The 24,890-nt window shown below is 36.4% G+C and carries 30 protein-coding genes; 8 read left to right on the forward strand and 22 right to left on the reverse strand.

The genetic code is table 11. From position 1 onward, the window contains the following. Positions 1 to 41: 41 nt before the first annotated feature. From IPH66_08315 to IPH66_08360, 10 genes are all read right to left on the reverse strand, one after another. Positions 42 to 3,002 carry a YfhO family protein gene (locus IPH66_08315; protein ID MBK7129348.1) on the reverse strand — a complete coding sequence of 987 codons (2,961 nt, stop codon included), beginning with the start codon at positions 3,000 to 3,002 and terminating at the stop codon, positions 42 to 44. 6 nt (positions 3,003 to 3,008) lie between these two features. Continuing rightward, positions 3,009 to 3,794, reverse strand: coding sequence for an FkbM family methyltransferase (locus IPH66_08320; protein ID MBK7129349.1), 786 nt, complete (start codon positions 3,792 to 3,794; stop codon positions 3,009 to 3,011). 3 nt (positions 3,795 to 3,797) lie between these two features. Next, positions 3,798 to 4,022 carry a hypothetical protein gene (locus tag IPH66_08325; GenBank protein MBK7129350.1) on the reverse strand — a complete coding sequence of 75 codons (225 nt, stop codon included), beginning with the start codon at positions 4,020 to 4,022 and terminating at the stop codon, positions 3,798 to 3,800. A gap of 32 nt (positions 4,023 to 4,054) precedes the next feature. Continuing rightward, entirely contained in the window at positions 4,055 to 6,871 is a 2,817-nt protein-coding gene (carB, locus tag IPH66_08330; protein MBK7129351.1) for a carbamoyl-phosphate synthase large subunit, read from the reverse strand. Between the two features lie 167 nt (positions 6,872 to 7,038). After that, positions 7,039 to 7,899, reverse strand: a complete 861-nt coding sequence (locus IPH66_08335; GenBank protein MBK7129352.1) for a hypothetical protein — start codon at positions 7,897 to 7,899, stop codon at positions 7,039 to 7,041. Further along, positions 7,896 to 8,774, reverse strand: a complete 879-nt coding sequence (locus IPH66_08340) for a hypothetical protein (GenBank protein ID MBK7129353.1) — start codon at positions 8,772 to 8,774, stop codon at positions 7,896 to 7,898. Before IPH66_08340 ends, IPH66_08335 begins: the two co-directional genes overlap by 4 nt. Further along, positions 8,771 to 9,613, reverse strand: a complete 843-nt coding sequence (locus tag IPH66_08345) for a hypothetical protein (GenBank protein ID MBK7129354.1) — start codon at positions 9,611 to 9,613, stop codon at positions 8,771 to 8,773. Before IPH66_08345 ends, IPH66_08340 begins: the two co-directional genes overlap by 4 nt. A 21-nt stretch (positions 9,614 to 9,634) precedes the next feature. Beyond that, positions 9,635 to 10,510 (reverse strand): hypothetical protein, encoded by an 876-nt coding sequence (locus IPH66_08350; GenBank protein MBK7129355.1) that lies wholly within the window; start codon positions 10,508 to 10,510, stop codon positions 9,635 to 9,637. 163 nt (positions 10,511 to 10,673) lie between these two features. Continuing rightward, complete coding sequence (locus IPH66_08355) at positions 10,674 to 11,312, reverse strand: hypothetical protein (GenBank protein ID MBK7129356.1); 639 nt, start codon at positions 11,310 to 11,312, stop codon at positions 10,674 to 10,676. Positions 11,313 to 11,370: 58 nt separating this feature from the next. Continuing rightward, positions 11,371 to 11,562 carry a hypothetical protein gene (locus tag IPH66_08360; GenBank protein ID MBK7129357.1) on the reverse strand — a complete coding sequence of 64 codons (192 nt, stop codon included), beginning with the start codon at positions 11,560 to 11,562 and terminating at the stop codon, positions 11,371 to 11,373. A 96-nt stretch (positions 11,563 to 11,658) separates the two neighbouring features. Here IPH66_08360 and IPH66_08365 point away from each other — a divergent pair, with 96 nt between their 5' ends. Beyond that, positions 11,659 to 12,162: a winged helix-turn-helix domain-containing protein gene (locus tag IPH66_08365; protein MBK7129358.1), complete on the forward strand. Its 504-nt coding sequence runs from the start codon at positions 11,659 to 11,661 to the stop codon at positions 12,160 to 12,162. Continuing rightward, on the forward strand, positions 12,128 to 12,709 hold the full coding sequence (locus tag IPH66_08370; protein MBK7129359.1) for an IS630 family transposase: 582 nt from the start codon (positions 12,128 to 12,130) through the stop codon (positions 12,707 to 12,709). The genes IPH66_08365 and IPH66_08370 overlap by 35 nt, the downstream gene beginning before the upstream one ends. Before the next feature lie 15 nt (positions 12,710 to 12,724). On the opposite strand, the gene IPH66_08375 is transcribed toward IPH66_08370, so the two are convergent. Further along, positions 12,725 to 13,843, reverse strand: coding sequence for a hypothetical protein (locus IPH66_08375; GenBank protein MBK7129360.1), 1,119 nt, complete (start codon positions 13,841 to 13,843; stop codon positions 12,725 to 12,727). 276 nt (positions 13,844 to 14,119) lie between these two features. Then, positions 14,120 to 14,281 carry a hypothetical protein gene (locus IPH66_08380; GenBank protein MBK7129361.1) on the reverse strand — a complete coding sequence of 54 codons (162 nt, stop codon included), beginning with the start codon at positions 14,279 to 14,281 and terminating at the stop codon, positions 14,120 to 14,122. Positions 14,282 to 14,556: 275 nt separating this feature from the next. On the opposite strand from IPH66_08380, the gene IPH66_08385 reads away from it, so the two are divergent. From IPH66_08385 to IPH66_08395, 3 genes are all read left to right on the forward strand, one after another. Continuing rightward, a complete protein-coding gene (locus tag IPH66_08385; GenBank protein MBK7129362.1) occupies positions 14,557 to 15,057 on the forward strand; it encodes a phosphoribosyltransferase in 501 nt (166 codons plus the stop codon). 1 nt (position 15,058) lies between these two features. After that, entirely contained in the window at positions 15,059 to 15,478 is a 420-nt protein-coding gene (locus tag IPH66_08390) for a hypothetical protein (GenBank protein MBK7129363.1), read from the forward strand. A gap of 64 nt (positions 15,479 to 15,542) precedes the next feature. Further along, positions 15,543 to 16,136, forward strand: a complete 594-nt coding sequence (locus IPH66_08395) for a mobile mystery protein B (GenBank protein MBK7129364.1) — start codon at positions 15,543 to 15,545, stop codon at positions 16,134 to 16,136. Between the two features lie 74 nt (positions 16,137 to 16,210). On the opposite strand, the gene IPH66_08400 is transcribed toward IPH66_08395, so the two are convergent. From IPH66_08400 to IPH66_08410, 3 genes are read right to left on the reverse strand one after another with little or no spacing between them, the layout of a single operon-like run. Continuing rightward, positions 16,211 to 16,657 (reverse strand): 50S ribosomal protein L9, encoded by a 447-nt coding sequence (locus tag IPH66_08400; GenBank protein MBK7129365.1) that lies wholly within the window; start codon positions 16,655 to 16,657, stop codon positions 16,211 to 16,213. Positions 16,658 to 16,695: 38 nt separating this feature from the next. After that, complete coding sequence (locus IPH66_08405) at positions 16,696 to 16,959, reverse strand: 30S ribosomal protein S18 (GenBank protein MBK7129366.1); 264 nt, start codon at positions 16,957 to 16,959, stop codon at positions 16,696 to 16,698. 26 nt (positions 16,960 to 16,985) lie between these two features. After that, complete coding sequence (locus IPH66_08410) at positions 16,986 to 17,324, reverse strand: 30S ribosomal protein S6 (GenBank protein ID MBK7129367.1); 339 nt, start codon at positions 17,322 to 17,324, stop codon at positions 16,986 to 16,988. A gap of 305 nt (positions 17,325 to 17,629) precedes the next feature. Between IPH66_08410 and IPH66_08415 the strand changes: the two genes are divergently transcribed. Then, on the forward strand, positions 17,630 to 18,550 hold the full coding sequence (locus tag IPH66_08415; GenBank protein ID MBK7129368.1) for a 1,4-dihydroxy-2-naphthoate polyprenyltransferase: 921 nt from the start codon (positions 17,630 to 17,632) through the stop codon (positions 18,548 to 18,550). Positions 18,551 to 18,614: 64 nt separating this feature from the next. Continuing rightward, on the forward strand, positions 18,615 to 19,289 hold the full coding sequence (gene trmD, locus IPH66_08420) for a tRNA (guanosine(37)-N1)-methyltransferase TrmD (GenBank protein MBK7129369.1): 675 nt from the start codon (positions 18,615 to 18,617) through the stop codon (positions 19,287 to 19,289). 4 nt (positions 19,290 to 19,293) lie between these two features. On the opposite strand, the gene IPH66_08425 is transcribed toward trmD, so the two are convergent. Continuing rightward, on the reverse strand, positions 19,294 to 19,683 hold the full coding sequence (locus IPH66_08425; GenBank protein ID MBK7129370.1) for an energy transducer TonB: 390 nt from the start codon (positions 19,681 to 19,683) through the stop codon (positions 19,294 to 19,296). Between the two features lie 223 nt (positions 19,684 to 19,906). On the opposite strand from IPH66_08425, the gene IPH66_08430 reads away from it, so the two are divergent. Then, positions 19,907 to 20,557 (forward strand): hypothetical protein, encoded by a 651-nt coding sequence (locus IPH66_08430; protein ID MBK7129371.1) that lies wholly within the window; start codon positions 19,907 to 19,909, stop codon positions 20,555 to 20,557. Here the strand turns inward: IPH66_08430 and IPH66_08435 are convergent. From IPH66_08435 to IPH66_08460, 6 genes are all read right to left on the reverse strand, one after another. Beyond that, positions 20,547 to 20,966, reverse strand: coding sequence for a hypothetical protein (locus tag IPH66_08435; GenBank protein MBK7129372.1), 420 nt, complete (start codon positions 20,964 to 20,966; stop codon positions 20,547 to 20,549). The two genes, IPH66_08430 and IPH66_08435, sit on opposite strands and share 11 nt — an antisense overlap. Continuing rightward, positions 20,951 to 21,241, reverse strand: coding sequence for a hypothetical protein (locus IPH66_08440; GenBank protein ID MBK7129373.1), 291 nt, complete (start codon positions 21,239 to 21,241; stop codon positions 20,951 to 20,953). The genes IPH66_08435 and IPH66_08440 overlap by 16 nt, the downstream gene beginning before the upstream one ends. A 45-nt stretch (positions 21,242 to 21,286) precedes the next feature. Beyond that, complete coding sequence (locus IPH66_08445) at positions 21,287 to 21,478, reverse strand: cold shock domain-containing protein (protein MBK7129374.1); 192 nt, start codon at positions 21,476 to 21,478, stop codon at positions 21,287 to 21,289. Positions 21,479 to 21,719: 241 nt separating this feature from the next. Further along, positions 21,720 to 22,499, reverse strand: a complete 780-nt coding sequence (locus IPH66_08450; protein ID MBK7129375.1) for a UDP-2,3-diacylglucosamine diphosphatase — start codon at positions 22,497 to 22,499, stop codon at positions 21,720 to 21,722. 49 nt (positions 22,500 to 22,548) lie between these two features. Continuing rightward, complete coding sequence (locus tag IPH66_08455) at positions 22,549 to 23,556, reverse strand: TlpA family protein disulfide reductase (GenBank protein MBK7129376.1); 1,008 nt, start codon at positions 23,554 to 23,556, stop codon at positions 22,549 to 22,551. Between the two features lie 136 nt (positions 23,557 to 23,692). Then, positions 23,693 to 24,880, reverse strand: coding sequence for an AhpC/TSA family protein (locus IPH66_08460; protein ID MBK7129377.1), 1,188 nt, complete (start codon positions 24,878 to 24,880; stop codon positions 23,693 to 23,695). Between the last annotated feature and the right edge of the window lie 10 nt (positions 24,881 to 24,890).

The raw sequence follows: 24,890 nt of genomic DNA on the forward strand, positions 1-24,890 counted from the left end.
TTGACTCAAAAAAATCACAACATTCTTACCAAAGAAACAGATCAATTCAATTCATTTTGCTTTTGGGCAGGCATTTTTGGATCAAGATAAATACCCGCACCAATCAACAATAAAACCAGAATTGAACCAATCCATGCCATAGTGCCTGATGATTTGTATGAATCTACTTCGTACACAAATTCAATGCGGTGTTCACCTGCAGGCACTTCAATGGCGCGCAAAACATAGTTTACTCTGCTTATTTCCACTTCTTCATTATCAACAAATGCTTTCCAACCAACCGGATAATAAATTTCTGAGAAAACTACTAATTGTTTTTCAGTTGAATTAAAGGAATATGAAATCATATCAGGATGGTAAGATGTCATGGTTATCGAACCTTCTCCTGAATATTTTTCTTGCGTGATATTGGTTTTGAAACGTTGATCAACCACGGTTACCTGTGCCGGATCCCAACCAGCGCGACCAGATAAATCAACCACCAACAATGGAATTTTTGTTGAGTCAACATTCATCGCGTAATCCCAGGTTACACCTTGTTCAGTGAGCACCCAGGCGAGTGGTGTTTCTGCTGATACCGCTTGAAAAGGAACTTCAACAGGTATAGTATCTGTTTGAACCATGCCGGTTGAATCAACACCACGTACAAATAAAAGATCAACCATATCTGATGATACAACAATACCAACACTGTCCATTACGCCATTCACTAAAATTTCATGTTCACCAAATGCTTTTATCCGATATGTTTTGTCTGAATTCAATGCAAGTATTTCTTCATCAGCATTGGCAACTGTTTTAATTTCTTTTGCAAACCACGCATTTCCCATTGCCGTAGAGTTACGACCTGTAAGCAATGAATTCACAATTTTTCTTGAAGCCGGATCTACTTGTGGACGAATGGTGTATTTCATATTCAGCATATCCAATACCGCCGGATTGTTTCTGTTCAAATGGAATTCAATTAACTCTTGATATCTGCCCAATTTAGCTCCGTGATAACCACCAATAGATTTATTAAAGTATGAAACATACGAACTATTGAATGGGTTTCCTTCTTCAAGTACTCTGAAATTTGTATAACGATTCAAGGTTCTAAACATATACCAATCTGTGATGCGTTGCTTTTCAGATCCCTGCATTTTTTTATTGCCAATCATTTCATCCATTACTTTCATGGCAGAGTCTAATTTCATCCCTAGTTCAGGATTTTCACCAACTTCCATTGCCAGAATTTGCTGCTCTCCACTGCCTGCTACGTATGGATATTTTTGCTCATAAGCCTGCACCCATTGCTTGTAATTTTTTCCGCTCTTTTCTGTGGCAAGATATCGGGTATCAACCATAATTAAATCTGCAAGAATTAATACTGCAACAATTCCTACTGCAATATTTTTACTCACCACATTGCGAACGAAAATAAAAATTGCCCCAATGCCTAAAATCAAAAATAGAATTGATCGTCCAACATCTTTTCTAAAAATTGAAATGCGCACATTCTCTACTTCTGCAAAAAAGCTTTCATACATTTCACTCTGCGCCGGATCTTCAATCTTAGAAATCATGGCAACTTCCTGATCACTTAAAAATGAATTGGTCATAGAAGGCAACATCATAAATAAAAGCAAGAGCGCAAGCATACCGCCACTTACATAATAAAATGGTTTTATGTTTGAGGAAATTTCTTCTCGCTTCTCATAAAGTTTATGTAGAAAAAATACGGCAAGCAGCGGAACACATAATTCTGCAATAACCAAAATAATGGTTACCGCTCTGAACTTATCATAACCAGGAAGAATATTCAGAAAAATATCTGTAAAGCCCATTAAATTTTTGCCCCAGCTCAACATAACCACCAACAAGGTAACAATGAATAAAGGCCAACGTGATTTTTCTTTGCTGTACACTAAGCCAAGCAATGCAAGTAAAACAACAATAATTCCAATATACACCGGACCTGATGTAAAAGGTTGATCACCCCAATACTGATTCATTCCTTTAATATCATTGCGATACATGTTGTCTGCATTTTTCAATGCTCCATCATTTGACTTATTATCACCAATAGCCATGGTTTCACCACCTTTGAAATTAGGCACAAGAAAAGTAAAAGTTTCTGCCTTTCCATAACTCCATGCCGTGATGTATTCTTTATCTAAACCATCTGTTTTGATATCGGTATTTTCAGATCCATCTGCCTTGATGGTTAGCTCAGTGCCCCCGCGAGTTGTTGCATCAGCATATTCTGCAGTGCCTTTAATATTTCCGTAATTAATCATCATGGCAATACCATACGCCACCAACATTCCAACAGATATTTTTGCAAATTTTCCAATTCCTTCTCCTGATTTCAGGTAACGATAAAGTTCAGTTGCCCCTAAAGCAACCAGAACAAAAATGAGGTAGTACGTGATTTGTAAGTGATTAGCTGAAAGTTGAAAAGTCATAAATAACGCAGACAATCCAACACCAATCAACCAGTTTTTCCAACGATAAGCAAAAATAAAACCGGCAATCAATAATGGTGCATAACCAACCGCTATTGCTTTTGTAACGTGTCCCGCTTCAATGATGATGATGAAATAAGAAGACAAGCCGTATGCCAATGCACCTGCAATAGCAACCATTGGTTTGGCGCGGAATGAAATGGCCAGAATATAAAATGAAAGAAAATAAACAAATATCAGTGATATAGGACTTGGCAACCACAAAGAATAAGCACTTCTGAGCGCGTCAGGAATTTGTTTTCCACTATAAGCCATACTGATTTGTGTGGCCGGCATACCTGAAAACATAGATTGGGTCCACCCTATTTGCTCTCCGTTTTCTCTATAATCAATAATCTCTTGCGCTGCCCCGGCGTAGTTTTTTACGTCACCCTGTTCCACTACATAACCTGACAAAGCAGGCATAAAATAGATACAAGATATTAATAGAAATACCGCAACAGCAGCCAAATGCCAAAGATTTGATTTTTGTAAAATTCGTTCTTTCAGTGTCATGAAAATTTATGGTTTTAACAAATGTTTATACTCTTCAAGGCGCGACTCATGAATAAAGTAAAAGTCTTGATTCACGCTAAAAATATCATTTTTTTCAATGATGGCAAGATGATCAAATTTCAGAATAAAAATCTGATAAGATAAATTAACAAGAAACTCAGTAACCTGACGGCGGTTTTCATCACCTGATAATTCTATCTGAAGTATTGGAAAATCACGCTGAAGAGTGTTTGTTAATGAAGGAATAACGTATTGTTCAAATCCTTCAACATCACATTTTATAAATTGAACAGATGCAATCCCCAATTCATTAACAAGCGCATCACCGTTTTTCATGGGTACCTCAAAACTGAGAGCTGTGTTTCCGGTTTCTGCTTCATCAGTTACTTTGGTTAATCCGTGGCGCACAACGCCATCAACAACCGGAATGCTCATCTTCACTTTTTCTTTAGGTTCAGTCCCCAAAGCACAAACTGAAAGATGAAACGAATACCCTTTAAGCCTACGCATATTTTTTGCCCATACTTCTGCGAATAATGGAATGGGTTCAACACCAAAAACTTTTCCCGTTTTACCGGTACAAACTGTCATAAAAAAAGAATAGTATGAAAGATTTGCTCCAATGTCCAGTACCGAATTTCCGGGTTTAATTATTCGCTTGAGAAAAAAAAGTTCAGGATATTTTTTCCGCATCCATCCCATTGAAATAGATATGATGTAGATGCGGCTTACCAATCTAAGATATCCTTTGATACCTAATACTCTGACTAATATTTTACGAACGAATTTCATTTATTATTTGATCTCTTCATAGTCAGTATACTCCGCATTTTCAGCAGAATTTTTATCTATTTTATTCACTGTAGTTTTTCCAAAATTTTTGCGATCGTTGGCTGCTTTCATTTCACGTTCACGTTGTTGTCTGAGCATTTCTTTCTCTTCATCCAAATTGCGTTTGGCAATCATAAACTGACCAACAAATCTGAGCACAACAAAGACACCAAGAATGATGAGAATCATCTTGAAAACGCCTGTTATACTCAATAATACCATTATTTACTTAGGTATAGATTTCTTTCACTGTAAATTTTCTGAAAATAAGAGTCACGCAACGTGTCAATGAAGTGAATGGATTCTCCGGTTGATTTCATTTCTGGCCCTAACTCTTTATTTACATCCGGGAATTTTTCATACGAGAATACCGGAACTTTAATTGCGTATCCTTTTTTAACCGGATTGAATTTGAAATCTTTCACCTTTTTTTCACCCAACATTACTTTTGTCGCATAGTTGACGTATGGTTCTTGGTAGGCTTTTGCAATGAATGGCACCGTGCGTGATGCACGAGGATTAGCTTCAATTACATACACTTTATCGTCTTGAATTGCAAACTGAATATTTATCAATCCAACGGTGCGCAAAGCAACCGCAATTTTCATGGTGATTTCTTCAATTTGATGCATGACTAAATCACCCAAATTATACGGAGGCAGCACTGCGTATGAATCTCCAGAATGGATACCTGCCGGCTCAATGTGCTGCATGATACCAATGATGTAAACATCTTTTCCATCACAAATGGCATCTGCCTCTGCTTCAATAGCGCCTTTTAAAAAGTGATCCAACAAAATTTGATTCTCCGGCATTTCATTCAGAATATCTACCACATGATGTTCCAGATCTTCATTATTGATTACGATTTTCATTTTTTGTCCACCTAAAACATACGACGGACGCACGAGAAGCGGATAACCCAAATCTTTTGCCAATTCAAGCGCCTGTTCAGCACTTTCAACTACGCCAAATTTAGGATACGGAATATTTAATTCTTTCAACAGATTTGAAAAACGCCCGCGGTCTTCAGCTAAATCCAAGGCATCAAATGAAGTACCCAAAATTTTAATACCGTAACGTTCTAATTTTTGTGCAAGCTTTAAAGCTGTTTGTCCTCCCAACTGAACAATTACGCCTTCAGGTTTTTCATGTTGAATGATATCATAAATATGCTCCCAGAAAACCGGTTCAAAATATAATTTGTCAGCCGTATCAAAATCTGTTGAAACAGTTTCAGGATTACAATTAATCATGATAGTTTCATACCCACATTCACGAGCTGCCAATACACCGTGTACACATGAATAATCAAATTCAATTCCCTGTCCTATACGATTTGGACCTGAACCAAGTACCACCACTTTTTTGCGTGGAGTGACTACGGATTCATTTTCAAATTCAAAGGTTGAATAATAATATGGAGTTTGCGCGGCGAACTCTGCAGCGCATGTATCTACTAATTTATACACGCGACGAATGCCCATTTCATTCCGCTTTTTATAGACTTCTGATTCAAGGCAACGCAACAAGTGTGCAACTTGTCTGTCAGCATATCCTTTTTGTTTTGCTTCAAACAAAAGTTCTTTTGGAATATCTTCTACCCGATATTTTTCAATACGTCTCTCCAGTTTAATTAAATCTTCAATTTGACGTAAAAACCAATCATCAATTTTTGTTTTCTCTTTGATTGTTTTGAACGGAATTCCTAATTTAATTGCATCGTACACATGAAAAAGCCTATCCCAACTTGGGTTACCGAGGCTGTGTAAGATTTTATTTTGGTCTGTCAATTCTCGTCCATCGGCACCTAAGCCGTTGCGTCCAATTTCAAGTGACTGACATGCTTTTTGCAATGCTTCTTGAAAACTGCGACCAATACCCATCACCTCTCCTACTGATTTCATTTGCAAACCAACGCGCGTGTCTGTACCCGGGAATTTTCCAAAGTTCCAGCGCGGAATTTTTACAATCACATAATCTAGAGTTGGTTCAAAAAGTGCTGATGTTGTTTTGGTAATTTGATTATTGAGTTCATCTAGATTATATCCTATTGCCAGTTTGGACGCAATTTTTGCAATCGGATATCCTGTAGCTTTTGATGCAAGGGCTGAAGACCTGGATACACGCGGATTAATTTCAATGGCAATAATATCTTCCTTTTCATCAGGACTTACCGCAAACTGTACATTGCAACCACCTGCAAAAGTTCCAATAGATCGCATCATTTTGATAGCCATGTCACGCATTTTCTGAAAAGTAGTATCAGACAAAGTCATTGCCGGGGCAACCGTGATAGAATCTCCGGTGTGAATACCCATTGGATCAAAATTCTCAATAGAACAAATAATAACCACGTTATCATTATTGTCACGCAGCAATTCCAGTTCATATTCTTTCCAACCTAGAAGAGCTTTATCAATCATCACTTCATGTATTGGAGAAAGGTGCAGACCTCGTGTAAGCAAACGATCAAAATCAGCCTCTTCATAAACAATTGCAGCACCTGATCCACCTAAAGTAAAAGACGGTCTGATACAAAGCGGATAACCAAAATCCTGTGCTACCCCTTTACCTTCAAGGAATGATTTTGCAGTAGCTTGCGGAGCCATTGCGACTCCAATTTGATCCATTAATTTGCGGAATGATTCACGATTCTCGGTAATCTCAATAGCAGAAATATCCACACCGATAATTCGCACGCCGTATTCTTTCCAAATACCCAATTCATCACATTTGATTGCCAAGTTCAAGGCTGTTTGTCCGCCCATGGTAGGCAACACGGCATCAATTTTATGATTTTTGAGAATTTTTTCAATAGACTCCACTTCAAGCGGCAAAAGGTAAACATGGTGCGCCATGGCCGGATCAGTCATGATGGTTGCCGGGTTACTGTTGATGAGAGTTACTTCAATTCCTTCTTCACGAAGAGAGCGCGCCGCCTGTGATCCTGAATAATCAAATTCACAAGCTTGTCCAATCACAATAGGCCCGCTTCCGATAATCAGTACTGATTTGATGCTGTTATCTTTTGGCATGTCAGGTAGGTTTGTACAAATTCGGGCAAAGTTAGTTGCTTTTAACCCTCACTAATTAACAAAAACTGAATGTTATAAACAGAATTGGGTTATTGGATGGCAAATAAATGATTTTTTTGGATGAAGCTTGTTGCGCTGTTTTGCTTCAAAAAAATTCATAAATAGATTCACTTTTTACCGAATGAGAAATGGATTTTTCGAGATATCTGAAAATTCAGACCGCTCCCATATCCGTAGGAATTGAAGTTGTATGTTCCCATCTGATTTTGATTCTCAACTACGTGAATTGTAACCGGTTTAACAGAAAAAGGGCGCTCACCATGAATATAGTAAATTGAGAAAGTGAAAAGTTCAAATTTTTCTTCGCCCTCTTTGATCAAATTGACCCTACCCGCCAATCCCAATTGCCAAAGAAACACTTTCTGATTGAGCAAATAAAGACCACTATTCAAATCCAGAGAAGTACTTGGTTCAATTTGAAATGTGGTTTGTTCAGGAATGAGGTTCTTTAATGGGTCGCCCTTTTTGGTGATACCGTAGGATAGACCACCGATCAAATGAATTGAGAGAACGGATTTTTCTGTTTCAAATAATTTCGTTGTCACCTGTAAACTGAATCTTGTAAAAGAAATTCCGGCATGTGATTCTAATACGCCCGAACTATATCCAAAAGTAGAATCATATCCGTTAAAGAATAATTGATATCCTGATTTTGATCCATCTTGACTGACGTTAAATTCAACCGACATTTTTTCATTTGGAAATTCATATCCAAATCCTATCCCCAGATGAATAGGACTCAAATTGTGCTGCCACATGACATCTTTGTTCTGCAATACAAACGGTGCATCTCCCTGATATGGATTGTCCTTGAAACTGTTTTTCTGCCAATTTGTTGATCCAAAAGAAGTTTTTGATTCAAACCATGGGCGAATGTAAAAAGACTTTTGGGCAAATGCATCCTCAACCTGAAAACAGCAGATCAGACTGAAAAAAATACTCACTAAAAATTTCTCTGCCTGTTTCACTTCACTTTCTCTTTTTCAAAAACCTGAATTGGAAAAGCCAATTTAAATTGTATTGCGCTGCCTCGTGAATAAATGATGTTTGAACCTTGGTAAATGTTGTTGTAGTAAATTTGGTTTACCATGGCAGACATATTTCTGGTGCCTTGCTCATAATAGAAAGAAGTAGTTATGCGCCTTTTGTTTTTTAAATACCAATCAAACTCCAAACCGGCCTTAAAACTAATACTCCAAAATTTTTGTAAGTTACATTCCCAAGTTATAAAACCAGCTTGATTTCCATCCAATGTATAGTATGCTCTGCTTTTGGGTTGGATCATGTATGCGTTTTCACCATTTTCAGTAAATGCAACCATGTCACCACCAAAACTCTTTTTATCCCATCTTCTCATGAACAATAAGTTTAACCCGACACGAACTCGCATATCAAAAAATGATTTAACATTTCCAATGTGATGAGCAGAGATTAGTTTAAATGAATAATCAACCGGAATTTTAGTTGCCGTTCGAGCAAGCCAAGTTCCTCCAGCTGCATAGCTAAATTCATCAAAAATGGGATTAACTGCCAGAGTTGAAATTCCAAATTTCATGTAACTGCCTAAAGCATCACTAAAGATGATTCCCGTGCTGATTCGATGCTTGTCCTTCTGATAATCTGCTAAAAAACCAAAGGTGAATGGCTGTAACTTGCTGTAATGGACTTTAGGATAAACAAACTGAAAATCATTCGTGGGTGTATTTATTTTTTGTGCACTATGATCATTACTATTAATAGTAAAATTGGTACCAACAAAAGGGCTGATAAAAATTTTTGTCTGACAAAAAATAGTGAGTTGTGCTGTTAATACAATTCCAATTAATAAGCTTGCTGTTTTCATTTTTGTACAGTATTAAAATTTTTCATCAGAATTGGGATTGCTACTTTGAAGTGTAAAGCTGTTCCTGAGCTTCCACTAGAAATAGTATGAACTCTGTTTCCTCCCATAGTGAAGGAAGTTTCTACTGCATTTACACCGTAATGACGAAATCCTTTTTCAAAATAAAACATGGTATTGATGTGATAACTTTCACTGATATTAAAAGATAAATTGAATCCTAAATCAACTGTTGTTTTTAGTTTGGATTGACCAAAAGATGGTGGCCCCATAATGAATGAACTAATTTCAATTTCCTGTCCGGCTGAATAACCTTCAGCCAAGGTGTAGGTTTCTGTGTCCAGCAATCTGTATGGCTCAACAACATGATAAATCATTAAAAAGTTAAAACCCAAATGAAAATTGAAAGCAAATTTTTTATTCGCTGTTTCAAACCACTGATATTGATATGTGAGAGGAATTTTAATTACCGGAAGACCAGCATTAATTTCCTTTCTCACCTGGATATTTTGACCATTCTGTATAGCCATAAAACTAAACTCATACCGGCTATTCACGTGATCATTGAATAAAATGCCTGTTGATATTGTGCTGCGCTTAAACATATAGTCCACTCTGACACCCAGAACCGGTTTAGGATTCAACGTAAACCAATATTCATGCTCATCAATCACAGTATAATCAGGTATCACTAGATGTCTTTCATAGAAAGGGATGCGTGTTAAATCTGCTTTTAATCCAACTATTGGAGTGAGGAATATATCTTGGGTATAACATAAATGATTTATAAAAAATGATGCAATAACAAATATTGTTTTTATTCTCCAATTATTATTTTTCATTTTGTCATCATGCCTCATTAACTATTCACGTTTTTTCTTTGGGTAAAATTGTATTCTTCTTGATATCTGAAGCTGGAATCCGCTACCCCTGCTATATGTCTTATAAATGTATGTGCTAGTCAATACATCTTGTACATAAACACTCATGTAATGATCTGTCGCTTCCATCAGTTCTAAACCTTGTGTATAAGTGAATTGAATGCTAAATAAATTAATCTCTTGATAATGTAGATCACAGCCAAAACCAAAAGTAAAGAATGGAGTAAACCTATTCACTGCATAAACCGTATGTGTCCATGAATATTTTTCATCCCCAATCTCTCCTCCACCGGCAAGAAAGTATGGATAATTAGCTGGCACGGGCTCCTTTTTTTTAAATGCATTTGGGCTGAATTTGAATCCAAGCCCGAAAGTTAAGAAAGGACATGACCAATGTAATTTGTTTCGTGCTGCTTTTTGCTTAAATACTTGGTAGTAATTGAATTCAAATCTGTGTCCCAATACTAGTGAATGAAAAGTACTTCTTTGCGCAAAATAGTTAGTATTTGCGACCGAATCACCCTGGTCAGATAAACCTGCCATTATGAATTGATTACCTGTGGCATCTTGGTTCCATCCAAATTCAACTCGGTTATCTGATGGAAAAATGTAGCCCATATTCAAACCCATGGTATATACATTTTGGAAACTCTGCCTTTTTACTTTAACATCCATATAAGGATTATCTGGCATGAAAGTCGTATAGTCAAAATTGAATATTGAAATTTTATCTTTATTAGCCATATACGTTGATCCCATAAAGGTTCGTGCTTCAAATTTGGGACGAAAATAAAACCTTCCTTGGGCAAAAACTTGCCCAAGGAAGGTAAATGAAAGCATTAATACAAGTGTCTTCATTTAATCTAAGTTATTTACAGTTTCAGAGCCAGTACTAAAGGATGTGCTCCGGTAAAGATTAATATGATTAATACATATGCTATTTTGTTGTTATGAAGCATGAATTAACTTATAATGTTGCTCGCATAAATGCTTGGGGTCTCTGGAACTGTTATGTGAGTGGTCACTTGGCCTTAGTTTTCTGAGTGAATTTCCAACCCAGCCCAATGCTTAACATTTCTGAAAATACCCAGCCTCTGTTGCCAATAATAGCAATCGGATCAAATTCTTTGTAGAATAATATTCCAATACCAGCTTTTTGATTAAGAAAAATGTTTTTAGTGAGAAAATACTGAAATTGTAACCCGATGTTATTTTCAAAACCGTAAACCGGTTGAAAGTATGCCGTGTACTTAATGTATGAATAGTCATATATAGATTGAGGTTCATCGACAAGCTCGTCAAGGGCATAATAAGTTTCAAATCTATTACTTGACTTAGTGAATTGAAAGTCATAAAAAAGAGAAAACCTACTTTTTTCCATTTTCCATATATCGACATTAAAAAAGATGTTTGCGCCAAAATGTTCGGATAGATTCAATGCCCAAAACGTTCTCTTAAAAGCAACATGATATGGAAAATTATCCTTCTTATTATATAAATATTTTAGCCCTATACCAAAGGAAATTTTATCATGTTGATACCCCATACAGATGACCTGATTGTTTGCTGTTGCATTTCTATTAAAATTAGACTCAAAGAGAAATTGAGATTGAGAAATACTAGAAATAAAAACAAGGATAATAATTAGGATTCTTTTCATAGATTTTTTTTTAACAGCGAGTCCATTATTCATGGACCCGCTGTTCTGTTAATTTTTTTTATTCTACACTTTCTACCACTAATTGTGATTTCCAATTATCAAAATCAATTTCACTTAGCCATGAGTACCAGTCTATTGGCAGAGGGTGAGTTGGCAGCGTTGAAGGAATCCACCCATACCAATCTTCAAAGTATCTCATATTGCCAAATAAGATGATGTCATCATTGTTGCCAGATTCATTTAATACCATTAGCTATTATAGAATAGTCTGATATTAACAAGTAAATTGTCAATATCTTTTCTTGAACTATATTAGACTAATGTATATATGCTATATATTTGAGGTATGGCAAATGCACTCTCTATTACGGTGAAAGAATCGCTTAAGGACTTAAGAAGTCTCTTAAAAAAATCTGCAGACCACCACGGTCCGAAAATAAAAATGCTTATTGAGATCAAGCGTTCTGATCGAGCATTAGGCAAGAATGAATTAGCGGAACTGATAGGTGTAAATCACAACAGTATTCAGACATGGCGGACTAAATATCAAAAGGGCGGTATATCCGAATTATTAAAGGATGGTAGAATTGGATTTAAGCCCTCCATAATAAGTAAGTCTGTGCATAAGAAAATTAAATTGAAGCTTTGTTCAGAGGATGCCGCATTTTCAAGCTACAAACAATTACATGCGTGGGTGGAAAATAATTTTATTAAAGGAGTTAATTACAACAGCTTGCGTCATTATGTTAAAAGGCACTTTGGCGCATCGTTAAAAGTACCCCGCAAGAGTCATATTAAAAAGGATAAAGAAGCGGTTGCTACTTTTAAAAAACTTCAAACGAATCTGTAAAGACAAAGTAAAACCACTATTGGGATGCTATAAAAGCATTAATATTTATTCTAAGGATGAGAGTCGATTTGGACTACTCACAAGAACAGGGCGGGTTCTAACAGCAAAGGGGGTAAAACCCGTTTGTACTTATCAACACAAATTCGAAAACACATACCTATATGGAGCATTCTCACCAATAAATGGAGATAGCTTTTTGTTGGAACTGCCTTATTGTAATACAGATTGCTTTCAATATTTTATTCAAGAATTATCAAAGCAGAATCCAAAAGAACTTAAACTAATCGTGCTTGACAACGGAGCCTTCCATAAGGCAAAGAAACTAATCATACCCGAGAATATCATTTTAATTTTTCTGCCGCCTTATAGTCCAGAACTAAACCCCGCCGAGAAAATTTGGTGGCAACTCAAACAAGAGTTCGTTTGCAAATCCTTTAATACCATCGATCAATTGGGCAAACACTTAGCCAAGGTTGTGAGGAGAATAATTACAACAAAAACAGTAAAGAAAATTTGTTCCTTCAAATATTTATTATGCTCTTTTTAGACTAAATTATATTGGCTAATGGTATAACACATTGATAGCTGTTCCTAAAGTTTTTATACTTCGATTCCAATCTCTTTCAAATGTGTTCCAAAACAACTTGAAACCTGACATACCATAAGTTGGCACATAATTAGGCCCAAAATACGAGGTGATATAAATGTCAGTGCCAATGTTGTTTGGATGAACCTCAGTTATTTTTTTTGAATGGTCACTATTTTCATTAAATACTGGAGCTGCCGGGTAACCAGACGAGCTATAAGCACCAACAATACAAAACTCAGACTTAACATTTATGCCTTCTTCATGACGATAACCCGATTTGATGTCAAGTTGATTAGAATTAAAATGAGTGATATCCAGCCATCCTCTGTTTTCACTGTCCTCTGCTTGATGGGGTTGAGAGATATTCTCCAAAATTGAAATTGTATTTGTACCACTGCGAGGAGAAGCATGATCTAAAAGAAAAAGTGGATTTGAAGTAACACGAGCAGTTTGCTCACCTAAAATTATTTCAGATAATTCACCTTCATTACTATAATACCATGTTACAATGAAATCTTCAATTTCCAGATTTTCGGTACAATCTGTTTCAACATTTGGAGAAATAAGAGGTTGTTTTGATTTATCTACATTTTTTAGATTAGGAATAAAAATTGCAGGCTCATATTTCTCAGTAACCATTGTTTCAGGAAAGTCCGGATTTCCAGTTAGCGGAACATGTGTCATATCATCAGAAATTTGTTTAAGTGAAAGTCCCTTTTCTGCCAAATTATTGTTGATTTGATTGAAAAATTCAGGAGATTCTTTTTCAAGGTCTAACAAATAGGCAGTTTGTGTTCCTGATTCCTCGGCTAATTGGATAATAACAGCGTTGAACTCAGGGTTTTTGATTAATTCTCTTGTCGCAAGTCCAATTTCATATAGATATTTATTGAGTTTCTCACCGTCCTTATCATGCGAACTTTTCATGAGATCATCAACATCTTGCGTATTTGCCATCAATGGAATATTATCCAATGTATAATCAATCTGATGATCACTCATTTGATTTGGAGTTGTCAATTCTTCTTTATTACAACTCACAATTGCGAAAGCTATTGCAAAAGCACTTGAAATTTTTGATAACTTTTTCATTTTTATAAATTTTAGTTTTGTCGTACTTTGTTTTTAGGAATTTTCCGACTTAGTGTGGCATTATGTGCGATTTCAAAGCAACATTTAAGCTAATATTTCGATAAGTCCTTAAGAAGGAAGGTCTTTAACTCATTTTATTGCCTTGTAGTAGCACAAAACCTACGTTTTAATACTTAATTACTTCGCTCCCCTTTACATTTGAGCACTCGGTTGCTTCATGATAAAAGTATACCGAAAAGCATAGCTGTAATAGACCAATAAAATTGTTCTTAACAGCTATTGCATCGGCATTATACCTTCCAATGACTGGACTAAAAGATATCTGCCAACGGTATTATCTGCGGTGCAACTTTCACATATACCCGCAATGAGGGGTGTCAACCCGGCTGATACATTTCCATAAGTTTTGGTAATGGCAAAGCTAAAATTCTTTTTCATTCATTTGCAAATTAATAATTTCTCAATCTTTTAGACAAAGCGTTTAGAAAACATGGGCAAATCATCAATCTCTACACCGGGCGCAGAAAAAATATTTTTTCAACACTAAAAAAAATAACCCAGACAACTAAATGAAGTAGTTGATATTTTAATTTATTGACTACTCACAATTGCTTTTACCTGATTATCTTTGGTCAGCTGATTTGTTCTATGAAACTTGAATGAAATCTAACAGCAACATATCTTCTTCATCTGAAAAAAAAAAATATCTATTCATGAAAACAAAATCAACGGTACTGAATCGTGAGCAAATTGCAGATAAAACTGAGCGCATTGCTTATGAAATAATGGAAACCACGTTTGAAACTCCGGTGATTTACATTGGTGGCATAGCCGGTAATGGGTATTTATTTGCTGAAAGATTAGTAAAAAAACTAAGTGAAATTTCTACACAAGATATTCGCCTTTTTCAAATTTCAGTGAACAAAGACAATCCGTTGAATGAAAAAATTACGCTATCTGTTCCTGAAAATGAATTACAAGATGCAACGGTGATTCTGGTAGATGATGTCATCAATTCTGGTCGCACATTAATTCACGCAGTGAAAAGAATTTTGGATCATCCGGTGCGTGTATTAAAAGTTGCTGCCTTGGTAAACCGCACCCACCGCCGTTTTCCTGTTCATGCAGATTTTGTAGGATTAAATATAGCAACCACCCTAAAAGATACTATCATGGTTTCTTTTGGTGATGATGAAATGGCATATTTGCAATAGTATGAAATCAACTTGGAAAGGGAGCTACTGCTTTGACCCTGAAATTGCAGGTGCACTAAAAGATAAAAAAGTAGAAATCACGTTGAATCTTGACACAGATGCTGAAGGTGGAATAACCGGCATGATGCGTGATGCAGATTATTTTTCAGCAACAGAATGTGAAGCAGAAATTAGTGGATTCATTGATGAAGGCTTTGTTAGTTTAGTAGCAAAATTTCCGTCCAGAGGAGTTTACGATCAGGCATTAGTTTACCAAATTGACCCCAATCTTCAACCTTTTGAAATGACCTTTTATGGAGATTTGAGTGAAGATGGTAATCTCATTACCGGCACTTGGGAAGTGGTTGAAAAAACCGTGCTTGACATGAGTGAAGTACAAGTATTTTATAGCGGCGGAACTTTTGATTTGCAAAAGAATTAGTCAGACTACCCTCACAGTTTAAGGAATTTTAATACATTTAGGTTGATCTTTATGATTTTATTTCATGGATTCAGCACTAAAATATATTGAAGGACAAAGCATATTGCATACTGAAGAACTGGCAGGTTTGAAAAGGCCTGAGTTATTGTCCTATGCTGAAATCAATGAAGCAGAGGCGCCTGCCATTGCCAAAACCATTGCCTGGGTTGAAAAAAATTACTTCAAATCAGAACGCATTTTTACTGAAACATTTTTGAAAGAAATACACAAACGTATGTTCAGTGACGTATGGGCATGGGCAGGTAAATTCAGATCTATCAATAAAAATTTAGGGGTAGATAAAATCAAAATCAGTTCAGAATTGAAACAGCTCATGAGTAATACCAAATTCTGGATTGAAGATGAAAGTTATACCATGGATGAAATTGCCTTGCGCTATGCTCACCGGCTGATACAAATTCAACCCTTTTCTGATGGCAATGCTCGCCATGCAAAAATAATGTCCAACGTAATTCTGGAACATTTGCTCAATAGTGAAATTTTTACCTGGGGTGAATCTATTGCTGATCCTGCAAAAAACAGAGCTGCATTCTTAGATGCCCTGCGCAAAGCAGATAAAGGGAAAATGGATGACTTGTTGAAGTTCGCCAGATCTTGATTTCTACTATTTTGATTTTTAAACAAAAAAAGCTGCCCTTTTGAGACAGCTTTTTTCTATTATTTTCAATTTGATTAATCGGCAACCACCTCAAATTTGAAATTCTGTTTTACATCTTTATGCAAGATAGCCACAGCTTCAAACGTACCAACTTCACGAATAGGTTCATTAACAATTTTCAATGATTTGCGCTCAACGTCAACTCCGGCAGCTTTTAAAGCCTCTGACAATTGTACAGTTGTAACCGAACCAAATATTTTTCCACTGTCACCTGCTTTAGCGGCAACTTTCACGGTCATTTCAGCAAGTTTAGCAGCAAGACCTGAAGCTTCTTCTTTAATTTTCGCATCCTTGTGTGAGCGCTGTTTCATTACTTCAGCATGTGCCTTTTTTGCTGACTCAGTAGCAAGCACAGCATATCCTTGCGGAATGAGGAAGTTTCTTCCATATCCCGGTCTTACTTTCACAACTTCATCTTTGAAGCCGAGTTTATCTACGTTTTTCTTTAAGATCAATTCCATAATTCTGACATTTTTTTTCGTTCAACAATGAGATCTGATTATTTCATCAAATCCGCAACATAAGGCAGAATAGCAAGATGTCTTGCGCGTTTCACTGCCTGGTTGACACGTTTTTGATATTTTGCTGATGTACCTGTGATACGACGAGGAAGAATTTTTCCTTGTTCGTTGATGAACTTCAACAAAAAGTCAGGGTTTTTATAATCTATATATTTAATTCCGCTCTTTTTAAAACGGCAGTATTTCTCTTTTTTAACTTCGATGTTAATCGGGGTTAAATATCTGATATCATTACTTTCCATAGTGTTAATGTCTTTAGTGTTTGAGATTATGCAGTTGCTTTTGCTTTGTTGCGTGTTTTCTCAGCAAACGCAACATGATCTTTCTCCATTTTAACAGTTAAAAAACGGATGATGCGCTCATCACGTTTATACTCGGTTTCAAGCTTTGCAACCAAAGTACCGTCATTTTCAAATTCAACCAGATTATAAAAGCCGGTTGATTTTTTTTGGATTTGATAAGCCATTTTTTTCAGGCCCCAAAATTCGCGATGAGTAATTTTACCACCATTTTTAGCAATAAAATCCTCAAACACTTTCACTGCTTCCTTTGCCTGCTCTTCAGACAAAACGGGAGTTAAAATGAAAACAGTCTCGTATCTATTCATGTTTTAAGAATTTAAATTAGGGCGCAAAGGTACCTATAAATTTGGAATTGCAAAGGCTTTAGCGCATTTTTTAGTGAAAATGAACCGTCAATCCTAAAAACAGTTCAAACTTTGAGTTAAAACAAAACATTTAACCTACTGCTATCCTGTCAGTTAACAAATGCAATCAAAAGTTTTAACTTAAGTAATTCATGCTTTCTATTAATACAGGTGCGAACAAAGGATACGATGTGAACTAACCATATCACGGGAAATATGAAATTCTTAGTATAGAAACTGCTTTAAAGAAAATTGAATTCAGATATTTGCATTCAATGAAAAAATGGATTCAGGCATTTCGCCTACGCACACTACCTCTTTCATTCAGCACTATTCTTGCCGGCAATGCGTTGGCATATTTGTTTTGGTTTGATCATTTTAAGTCAATTGTTCTTTGGCTAACTTTACTCACCACGCTGTTTCTCCAAATTTTGTCGAATCTTGCAAATGATTACGGAGATGCAACTAAAGGCGCTGATAATGAAAACCGCATTGGGCCACAACGCGCTATTCAAAGTGGCGCTATCTCTGCCAAAGAAATGAAGTACGCCATTGTAATTTTTGTTTTTTTGTCACTTGTCTCAGGTCTTGCCTTATTGTTTTTGGCATTTGAAAACTTTAACCTCACCTATTTGATTTTCACTTTTATTGGTATTTTGGCTATTGCGGCGGCAATTAAATACACCATGGGTAAAGGAGCTTATGGATATTCAGGTCTGGGAGATGTTTTTGTTTTTATTTTTTTTGGACTTGTCGGCGTTTGCGGATCATATTACTTGCAAACCGGTGAAATCAATTTATGGCCTGTTGCGCTTGCTATTTCAATTGGGTGTTTCAGTGCCGCCGTGTTAAACCTGAATAATATGCGTGATATTGAAAACGATAAAGAGGTGGGTAAAAACACCCTTGCTGTTCGTCTTGGAGCCAAGTCAGCGAAAAGATATCACATGCTGCTTTTTATTTTAGCTTGGTTTGCATTTCCGGTTCATGCGCTGATCTTTTTTAAATCTTACTATTTTCTGATTTTATTTTTGCCACTGATCTTGCACATGGCGCATTTACTCAAAGTTTCACGGGTACAAAAGCCTGCTGAATTTGATCCGGAACTAAAAAAAATAGCGATTAGCTCTTTCTTATTCTCAGTATTACTTTGGTTGGTGGTGTATTTTATTTCAGTAGCTCATTAATATCCCCATTCATTCAAGGCAGATATAGTAACTTTATCATCCACTGATTCTATTAATCACTGATATGCGTATTGATATTCTCACCATACTACCTCAATTACTTGATGGTCCGTTTCAGGCTTCAATTCTTAAACGCGCACAAGAAAAAGGCGTTGCTGAAATACACATTCACAACATCCGAGACTACTCTACTCACAAACAAAAAAGCGTAGATGATTATCAATATGGTGGAGGAGCCGGCATGGTAATGACCATACAACCCATTGCTGACTGCATCAGAAAACTACAAGCTGAAAGAAATTATGATGAAGTTATTTACATGACGCCCGATGGAGAATTATTAAACCAGACTGTGTGTAATAAGCTTTCGTTGAAAACCAATCTCATTATTTTGTGTGGACATTATAAAGGAGTTGATCAACGCGTGAGAGACTTGTTTATCACCAAAGAAATTTCTATTGGATCGTATGTGTTGTCAGGTGGTGAATTAGGCGCAGCAGTTTTAACAGATGCCATTATCAGATTATTGCCCGGTGTATTAAATGATGAAACCTCTGCACTAACTGATTCTTTTCAGGACAACTTGCTTGCCTCGCCTGTTTATACTAGACCTGAAGAGTATGAAGGACACAAAGTGCCTGACATTCTTTTATCAGGTCACACTGAAAAAATAGAACAATGGAGGGCAGAACAAAGTCTGCAAAGGACAAAAGAAAGAAGACCAGATTTATTGGATTAAATCACTAGGAAAGACTAAAGGTAATTGGCAAGGTATATCTCACCCTTACTTTTTTGCCACGCATGGTGCCGGGTTTCCAAGCCGGCATAAGTTTAACTACCCTCACGGCTTCATTATCCAACAAGGTATGCGCACCTCTGCGCACGGTAACATTGGTAACTGTCCCATCTTTTTCTACAACAAATTGCACGTATACTTTTCCTTGAATTCCTTGTTCCTTAGCTTCAGCCGGGTATTTAATATTTTTTTTGATGAAATCATCCAGAGCGTCAGCACCTCCAATAAATTCAGGCATGATTTCAGGCATATCATAAATCATTCCGCTGGTATCTGTTTGAGAAAATCCGATAAACGAAAACACGGTAAACAATAAGGTTAAACTGAATCTGGTCATATTACTTCTGTATTTTTACCAAGTTACAAAATATTACAAAATCAAACGGACATTTTTTCCGATTGTTTTAACAAAAGAATTTGAACAACACCTATGCCAAACTAATTCAATTCAATACACATGAAGGAAACAGATCATTATTTGTTTGGTATGAACCACATATACTATCACATTGACAATATTAGCTGAGTTCAGTATCTTTGTAATCTATATACTCTGCTTTATGCGCAAGCGAAACCGATTATTCACTCTTCTCTTCAGTTTGCTAATTCTTTCAGCAACTAGTTGTAAAAAAGATCCTATACAGTATACTTTCTCAGGCACGGTCACTGAATCAGCTAACGGAAATGCCTTATCAAACGTCGCTGTGGAGGTATTGCAAAGAACCTACAACGGCAGCGTAGCTAGTGCATATTTTAATTCAGCCGCAAGCACAACAACAGCATCTGATGGCACGTGGGAAGTGAGTTTTGATCGTGAAAAAGTTTTTGAATTCAAAATTGAAATTGTTGAAGATGGTTATTTTGAGCTGTCTGAAATCATTTCATCAAGTGATGTTTCAACAGATGAAACCGAAGTGGTAAATTATGCTCTTGAACCAAAATCTTGGTTAAGTTTTCACTTGAAAAATTTTGGTGGATTACCCACAGATGAATTCACTATGATATACTATAACTTTAGAGAAGGATGCGATGGCTGCTCAACCAACGATTATCATTATTTTATTGGTGAGGTTGATACCACATTTCAAATTCTTACTACCGGCGGAGTATATGCGAAATATGCTTATAAAAATCCCGGAGGTGTAGTTTACATCACTGATTCAGTTTACATGCCGCCGCTTGATACGGTTGGTGTAACCATCAATTATTGATTTTTTTATTGCACACTTTTTCACCCACTGAATTAATTTGTTTGATCAAAATAGGTTGATATAAAAAGAAAATCAAGCTACCAATTGCATACATTCCTACATCCCAAATGTCAGCGGTGTAAATGCTGTTTCTTGCCGGTAATATCCATTCAAACAACAAGGCGTATTCAGCAAAAACCAATAAAATTACCCACCACGGAATGGTAAGATTTGTATTCCTTTTAATGATGTGCACGCAGCCAAGACATATCAATAAAACAAAGGGCATGCATACTAAATCAGTCAAATATCCATTTATAAAATCAGGAATTGTAAGGTGAGATTTTCTCCATATAAAAACCACCAGGTAGGTAGCAACGCAACCTAAAAAACCGGGATGCAGCCATATTTTAATCAGGCGGGTGTCCATGCGACCATCCAAGCAACGAAAGATGAAATGGCAAATACCACAAACGCAATAGAAAAAATGAACCAAAAAAGCACTCTTACGAAAGGTGATTTGGCGTAACGAGCCTTGTCGTACAAAATATCCAATTTAGATTTTTGCTGAGAAGCTTGCCACTCTTCTCGTTTAGCATCTTCAATTTTATTTATTTCGGCAGCAGACAAGGCGTTGCCACAGTTTTTACAAAACGGTTCTTCACCGTTCCACGTATTGCATTTAGTACATCTGCGCTCAATCATACGAACGAAATTAAATCAGTTATCAATGAGTTAGCGAGGCAGGTATTAGGCAAGTTTCACATTTACTGCGTTCAAGCCTTTTTTGCCATCTTGTAAATCAAAAGTTACATTTTCTCCATCGTGCACTTCATCAATTAAACCGGATATGTGTACAAAATATTCTTTTTTTGTTTCATCATCAATAACAAACCCGTACCCTTTGGATTCATGAAAAAATTTAACTTTTCCTTTTGCCATAATATAAATTGTTTGGGATCAAAGGTAAAGAGAAGAATGACATAGCACCCTCATTTGGTTGATTGGATGCGGCGATTGGTTGAAAAACCCAGTTAATATCATGATTCTTTCAAGACAGATTCTTTGGTTGACAACAAAAAAAAAATAGAGGCCGCCTCCTCAGACGACCTCTAACCCTTAACCTGTAATCGTATAATTGATCCGTTTACATCTGCTTTAACGCAAGATGATTTAAAAGGTTTCAAGTAGATTTAATTTTTTCAGAAAAATTAGCGGAAAGGTATTTCAATAAGGTTAGGTTTTGTCCATCAAAAACCGCATAGCTGTTGTATTTGATCCAATCTCCGGTATTAATATAGACTGATGATTCATTGATTTGAAATTCAATAGGCAAATGTCTATGGCCAAAAACGAAGTAGTCAAACTTTTCAGTTTCTGACATTTTTTTGCAGAACTGGATAAGCATTTCTTTTTCTTCACCATAAAAAACAGCATCAGCCTCACCGGTATATCTTCGACTTCGTCTGGAAAAAAAATTAGCCAAACCAATTCCAAAATTGGGGTGAAACCGCGCAAAAAACCATTGACAAATTTTATTGCGGAACACTTTCTTAATAAATTTGTATCCATGGTCTCCGGGTCCTAAACCATCACCATGACCGATGAAAAATTTTTTACCCGAAAATTCACGTACAACTTCTTTTCGATGTATTGTTACCCCCAGCTCTGCCGGTATGTAATCAAAAATCCACATGTCATGGTTTCCAATAAACCAATGAACCTGAATACCGCTATCAGTTAGTTCAGCTATTTTACCTTGCAAACGCACAAATCCTTTTGGCACTGCATGACGGTATTCAAACCAAAAATCAAATACATCACCAAGCAAGAAAATTTCTTGGGCATCATGCTTTATTTCGTCCAGCCATGCAACAATTCTTTTTTCACGTATTGCGCTAGGTTCTCCGGGAGGTGCCCCTAAATGAAAATCAGATGCGAAATAAATTTTTTTGGACGACATGGATAAAAAATTACAGAAATACACTGCAAAAAATTACAGATAATATTTCTTAATGTCCGAATATACGAGACAACTGGTTCTGAAGTTCTGCCCCACGCACATTGGTTGCAATTATTTTTCCCTCACGGTCAATCAATACGGTGAAAGGAATACTTTGCACTTTGTAATCAATTGCAGCAGAACATTGCCATCCTTTGAGATCAGAAACATGGTTTGGCCAAATTAATCCATCCGTTTGAATAGCTGCTTTCCATTTTTCAGCATCAGCAGGTTTATCAAGTGAAACGCTGAAAACCTCAAATCCGTCAACATTATATTTTTTATACATTGCAACTACATTTGGATTTTCTCTGCGACAAGGCCCACACCAAGATGCCCAGAAATCAATCAGAACTACTTTTCCTTTCAAATCAGAAAGACGCATGGTATCTCCATTTACACCGGGCAAGGCAATGTCTTTGGCAAAATTTCCGGGTTCAAGAAAAAGTTTGGCACTTCTTTCCTCTTGAATTTTATTTACCTGGATTACGGTATTTTGCACAGTGGGTGAATTTGGAAAAGCGTTATACAGCAACTCCACTACCCCTTTGTACAAATCCCATTCTTTGTTTTGATCAATTGCACTAAGGGCAACAATAAGTGCCGGAGATTTTGTATAAGTATTTATGAATGCATTCCGATATCCGTAGAATCTCTCAGCTTTTGGTTTGTATAACGAATCAACTTCTTTCTGTTTTGCCGGATACACCATGATAACCGATCTCAGCGAGTCTTCAAAATTTTTAAACTCATAGTACTGCTTCAAAAATTCATTTAAAACGACTGTATGCTGTGAATTGATAACGCTAGTGAAATTTAGCACATTGCGAGTATCCGTATAAATTTTAATACTGTCTGCCCCAAATAAAATGATGTTATAGGTTTGGCCGTTATCAAATCGTAGAAAATAATAATCTTGAAATGGTATTGGGGTATCCATTGAAAACTTTCCAACAGAGTCGGTCAGTACGGTAATTAATGGATTTGAAACACCTCCTAAATTTTGATTAGCCAGCATAATGCGCTGATTTTTTCCGTTGACAATTTGCCCTTCAATATGAACATCACCCAAAGCAGGAAATGGAGCTTGAGTGTAACCTGAAACCAGGAATAAAAAGAATAATGTGCCAAGTAAAAATCTCATGATATCAAGTTTAATCAAACAGTTCTTGCAATTTTTGTTCCAGTTGCGCTCCTCTCAAATTATTAGCGATAATGTTGCCATCACGATCTAGTAGGTAAGTAGTAGGAATTGCAGTAACACCGTATGTTGCCACCACTTCAGAAGTCCATCCTTTAAGATCAGAGACGTGATTAGGCCATGAAAGGTTGTCAGCCTCAATTGCCTTCATCCAGGCATCTTTACTCTCATCCAAGGATACACTATATACTGTAAATCCTTTGTCTTTATACTTTTCATACATACGCACCACATTAGGATTTTCACCACGACAAGGCATACACCATGATGCCCAGAAATCAAGTAAAACTACTTTTCCACGCAATGAAGATAAGGCAATGGGCTTTCCGTTGTAATCATTCAATACTATTTCAGGTGCAGCACCACTCATTCCGTCTGTTGTTGAAATGGCTGATTGGTTATATTGTGCAGTGATAGTTTGAATGTCTGTATCAATATATGCAGGATATTCAGAGTAAGGGTATTTTGCACGCATACCATTGGCTACCTGATGAAAATATTTAATGTCTGTAGAATCAAAATTTGCCAGTCCGCTTGTTGGTATCAGTTCACGCAAAAGCAACCAACTTACAGGCGATGCTGAGTCTTTTTCAATATACTCAATGGCATATTCTCTTTGTATAGTACTCATGCTGTCTAGCCTTGCCATTACGGGGTTAATTCTTGCTGTGTCACCCGGTGTCATAGCATTGATTTGTCCGATTAAATCCATTTCAATATCATAAAACTGCAAGAGAAATAGCATGTAATCTCTCAAATCAGATGAGTATTTTGAACCAGAAACAGAATAATTTTCACCAATACCGGGTAAACTTCCCTCAACTTTTACGTCATGATCAGATTCATCTAAAAAAAGTAAAACCGGAACATCTTCACCAATAAAAAGAATGTATTCACGCAGTTCTTTCGTCTTTGTTTTCAGTTCAAAAGTTCCATCTTGAATATTACATGAGTCAATGAATTTTTCTTTTCCTCCTTCAAAAACCATCAGCCGCACTTTTTGACCTTCACCTCCTTTTACTGTTCCTGAAATGGTATGAAATGCAGCTTCTTCTGACTCATTACTTTTATTGTTTCCACAAGCTGAAAACATAAAAATTGAAGTGACCAGAATAATTAATTGCTTGGATAAGTTCTTCATCAGTGTATGT

The organism is Crocinitomicaceae bacterium (assembly GCA_016708105.1).
GTDB lineage: Bacteria > Bacteroidota > Bacteroidia > Flavobacteriales_D > Crocinitomicaceae > JADJGJ01.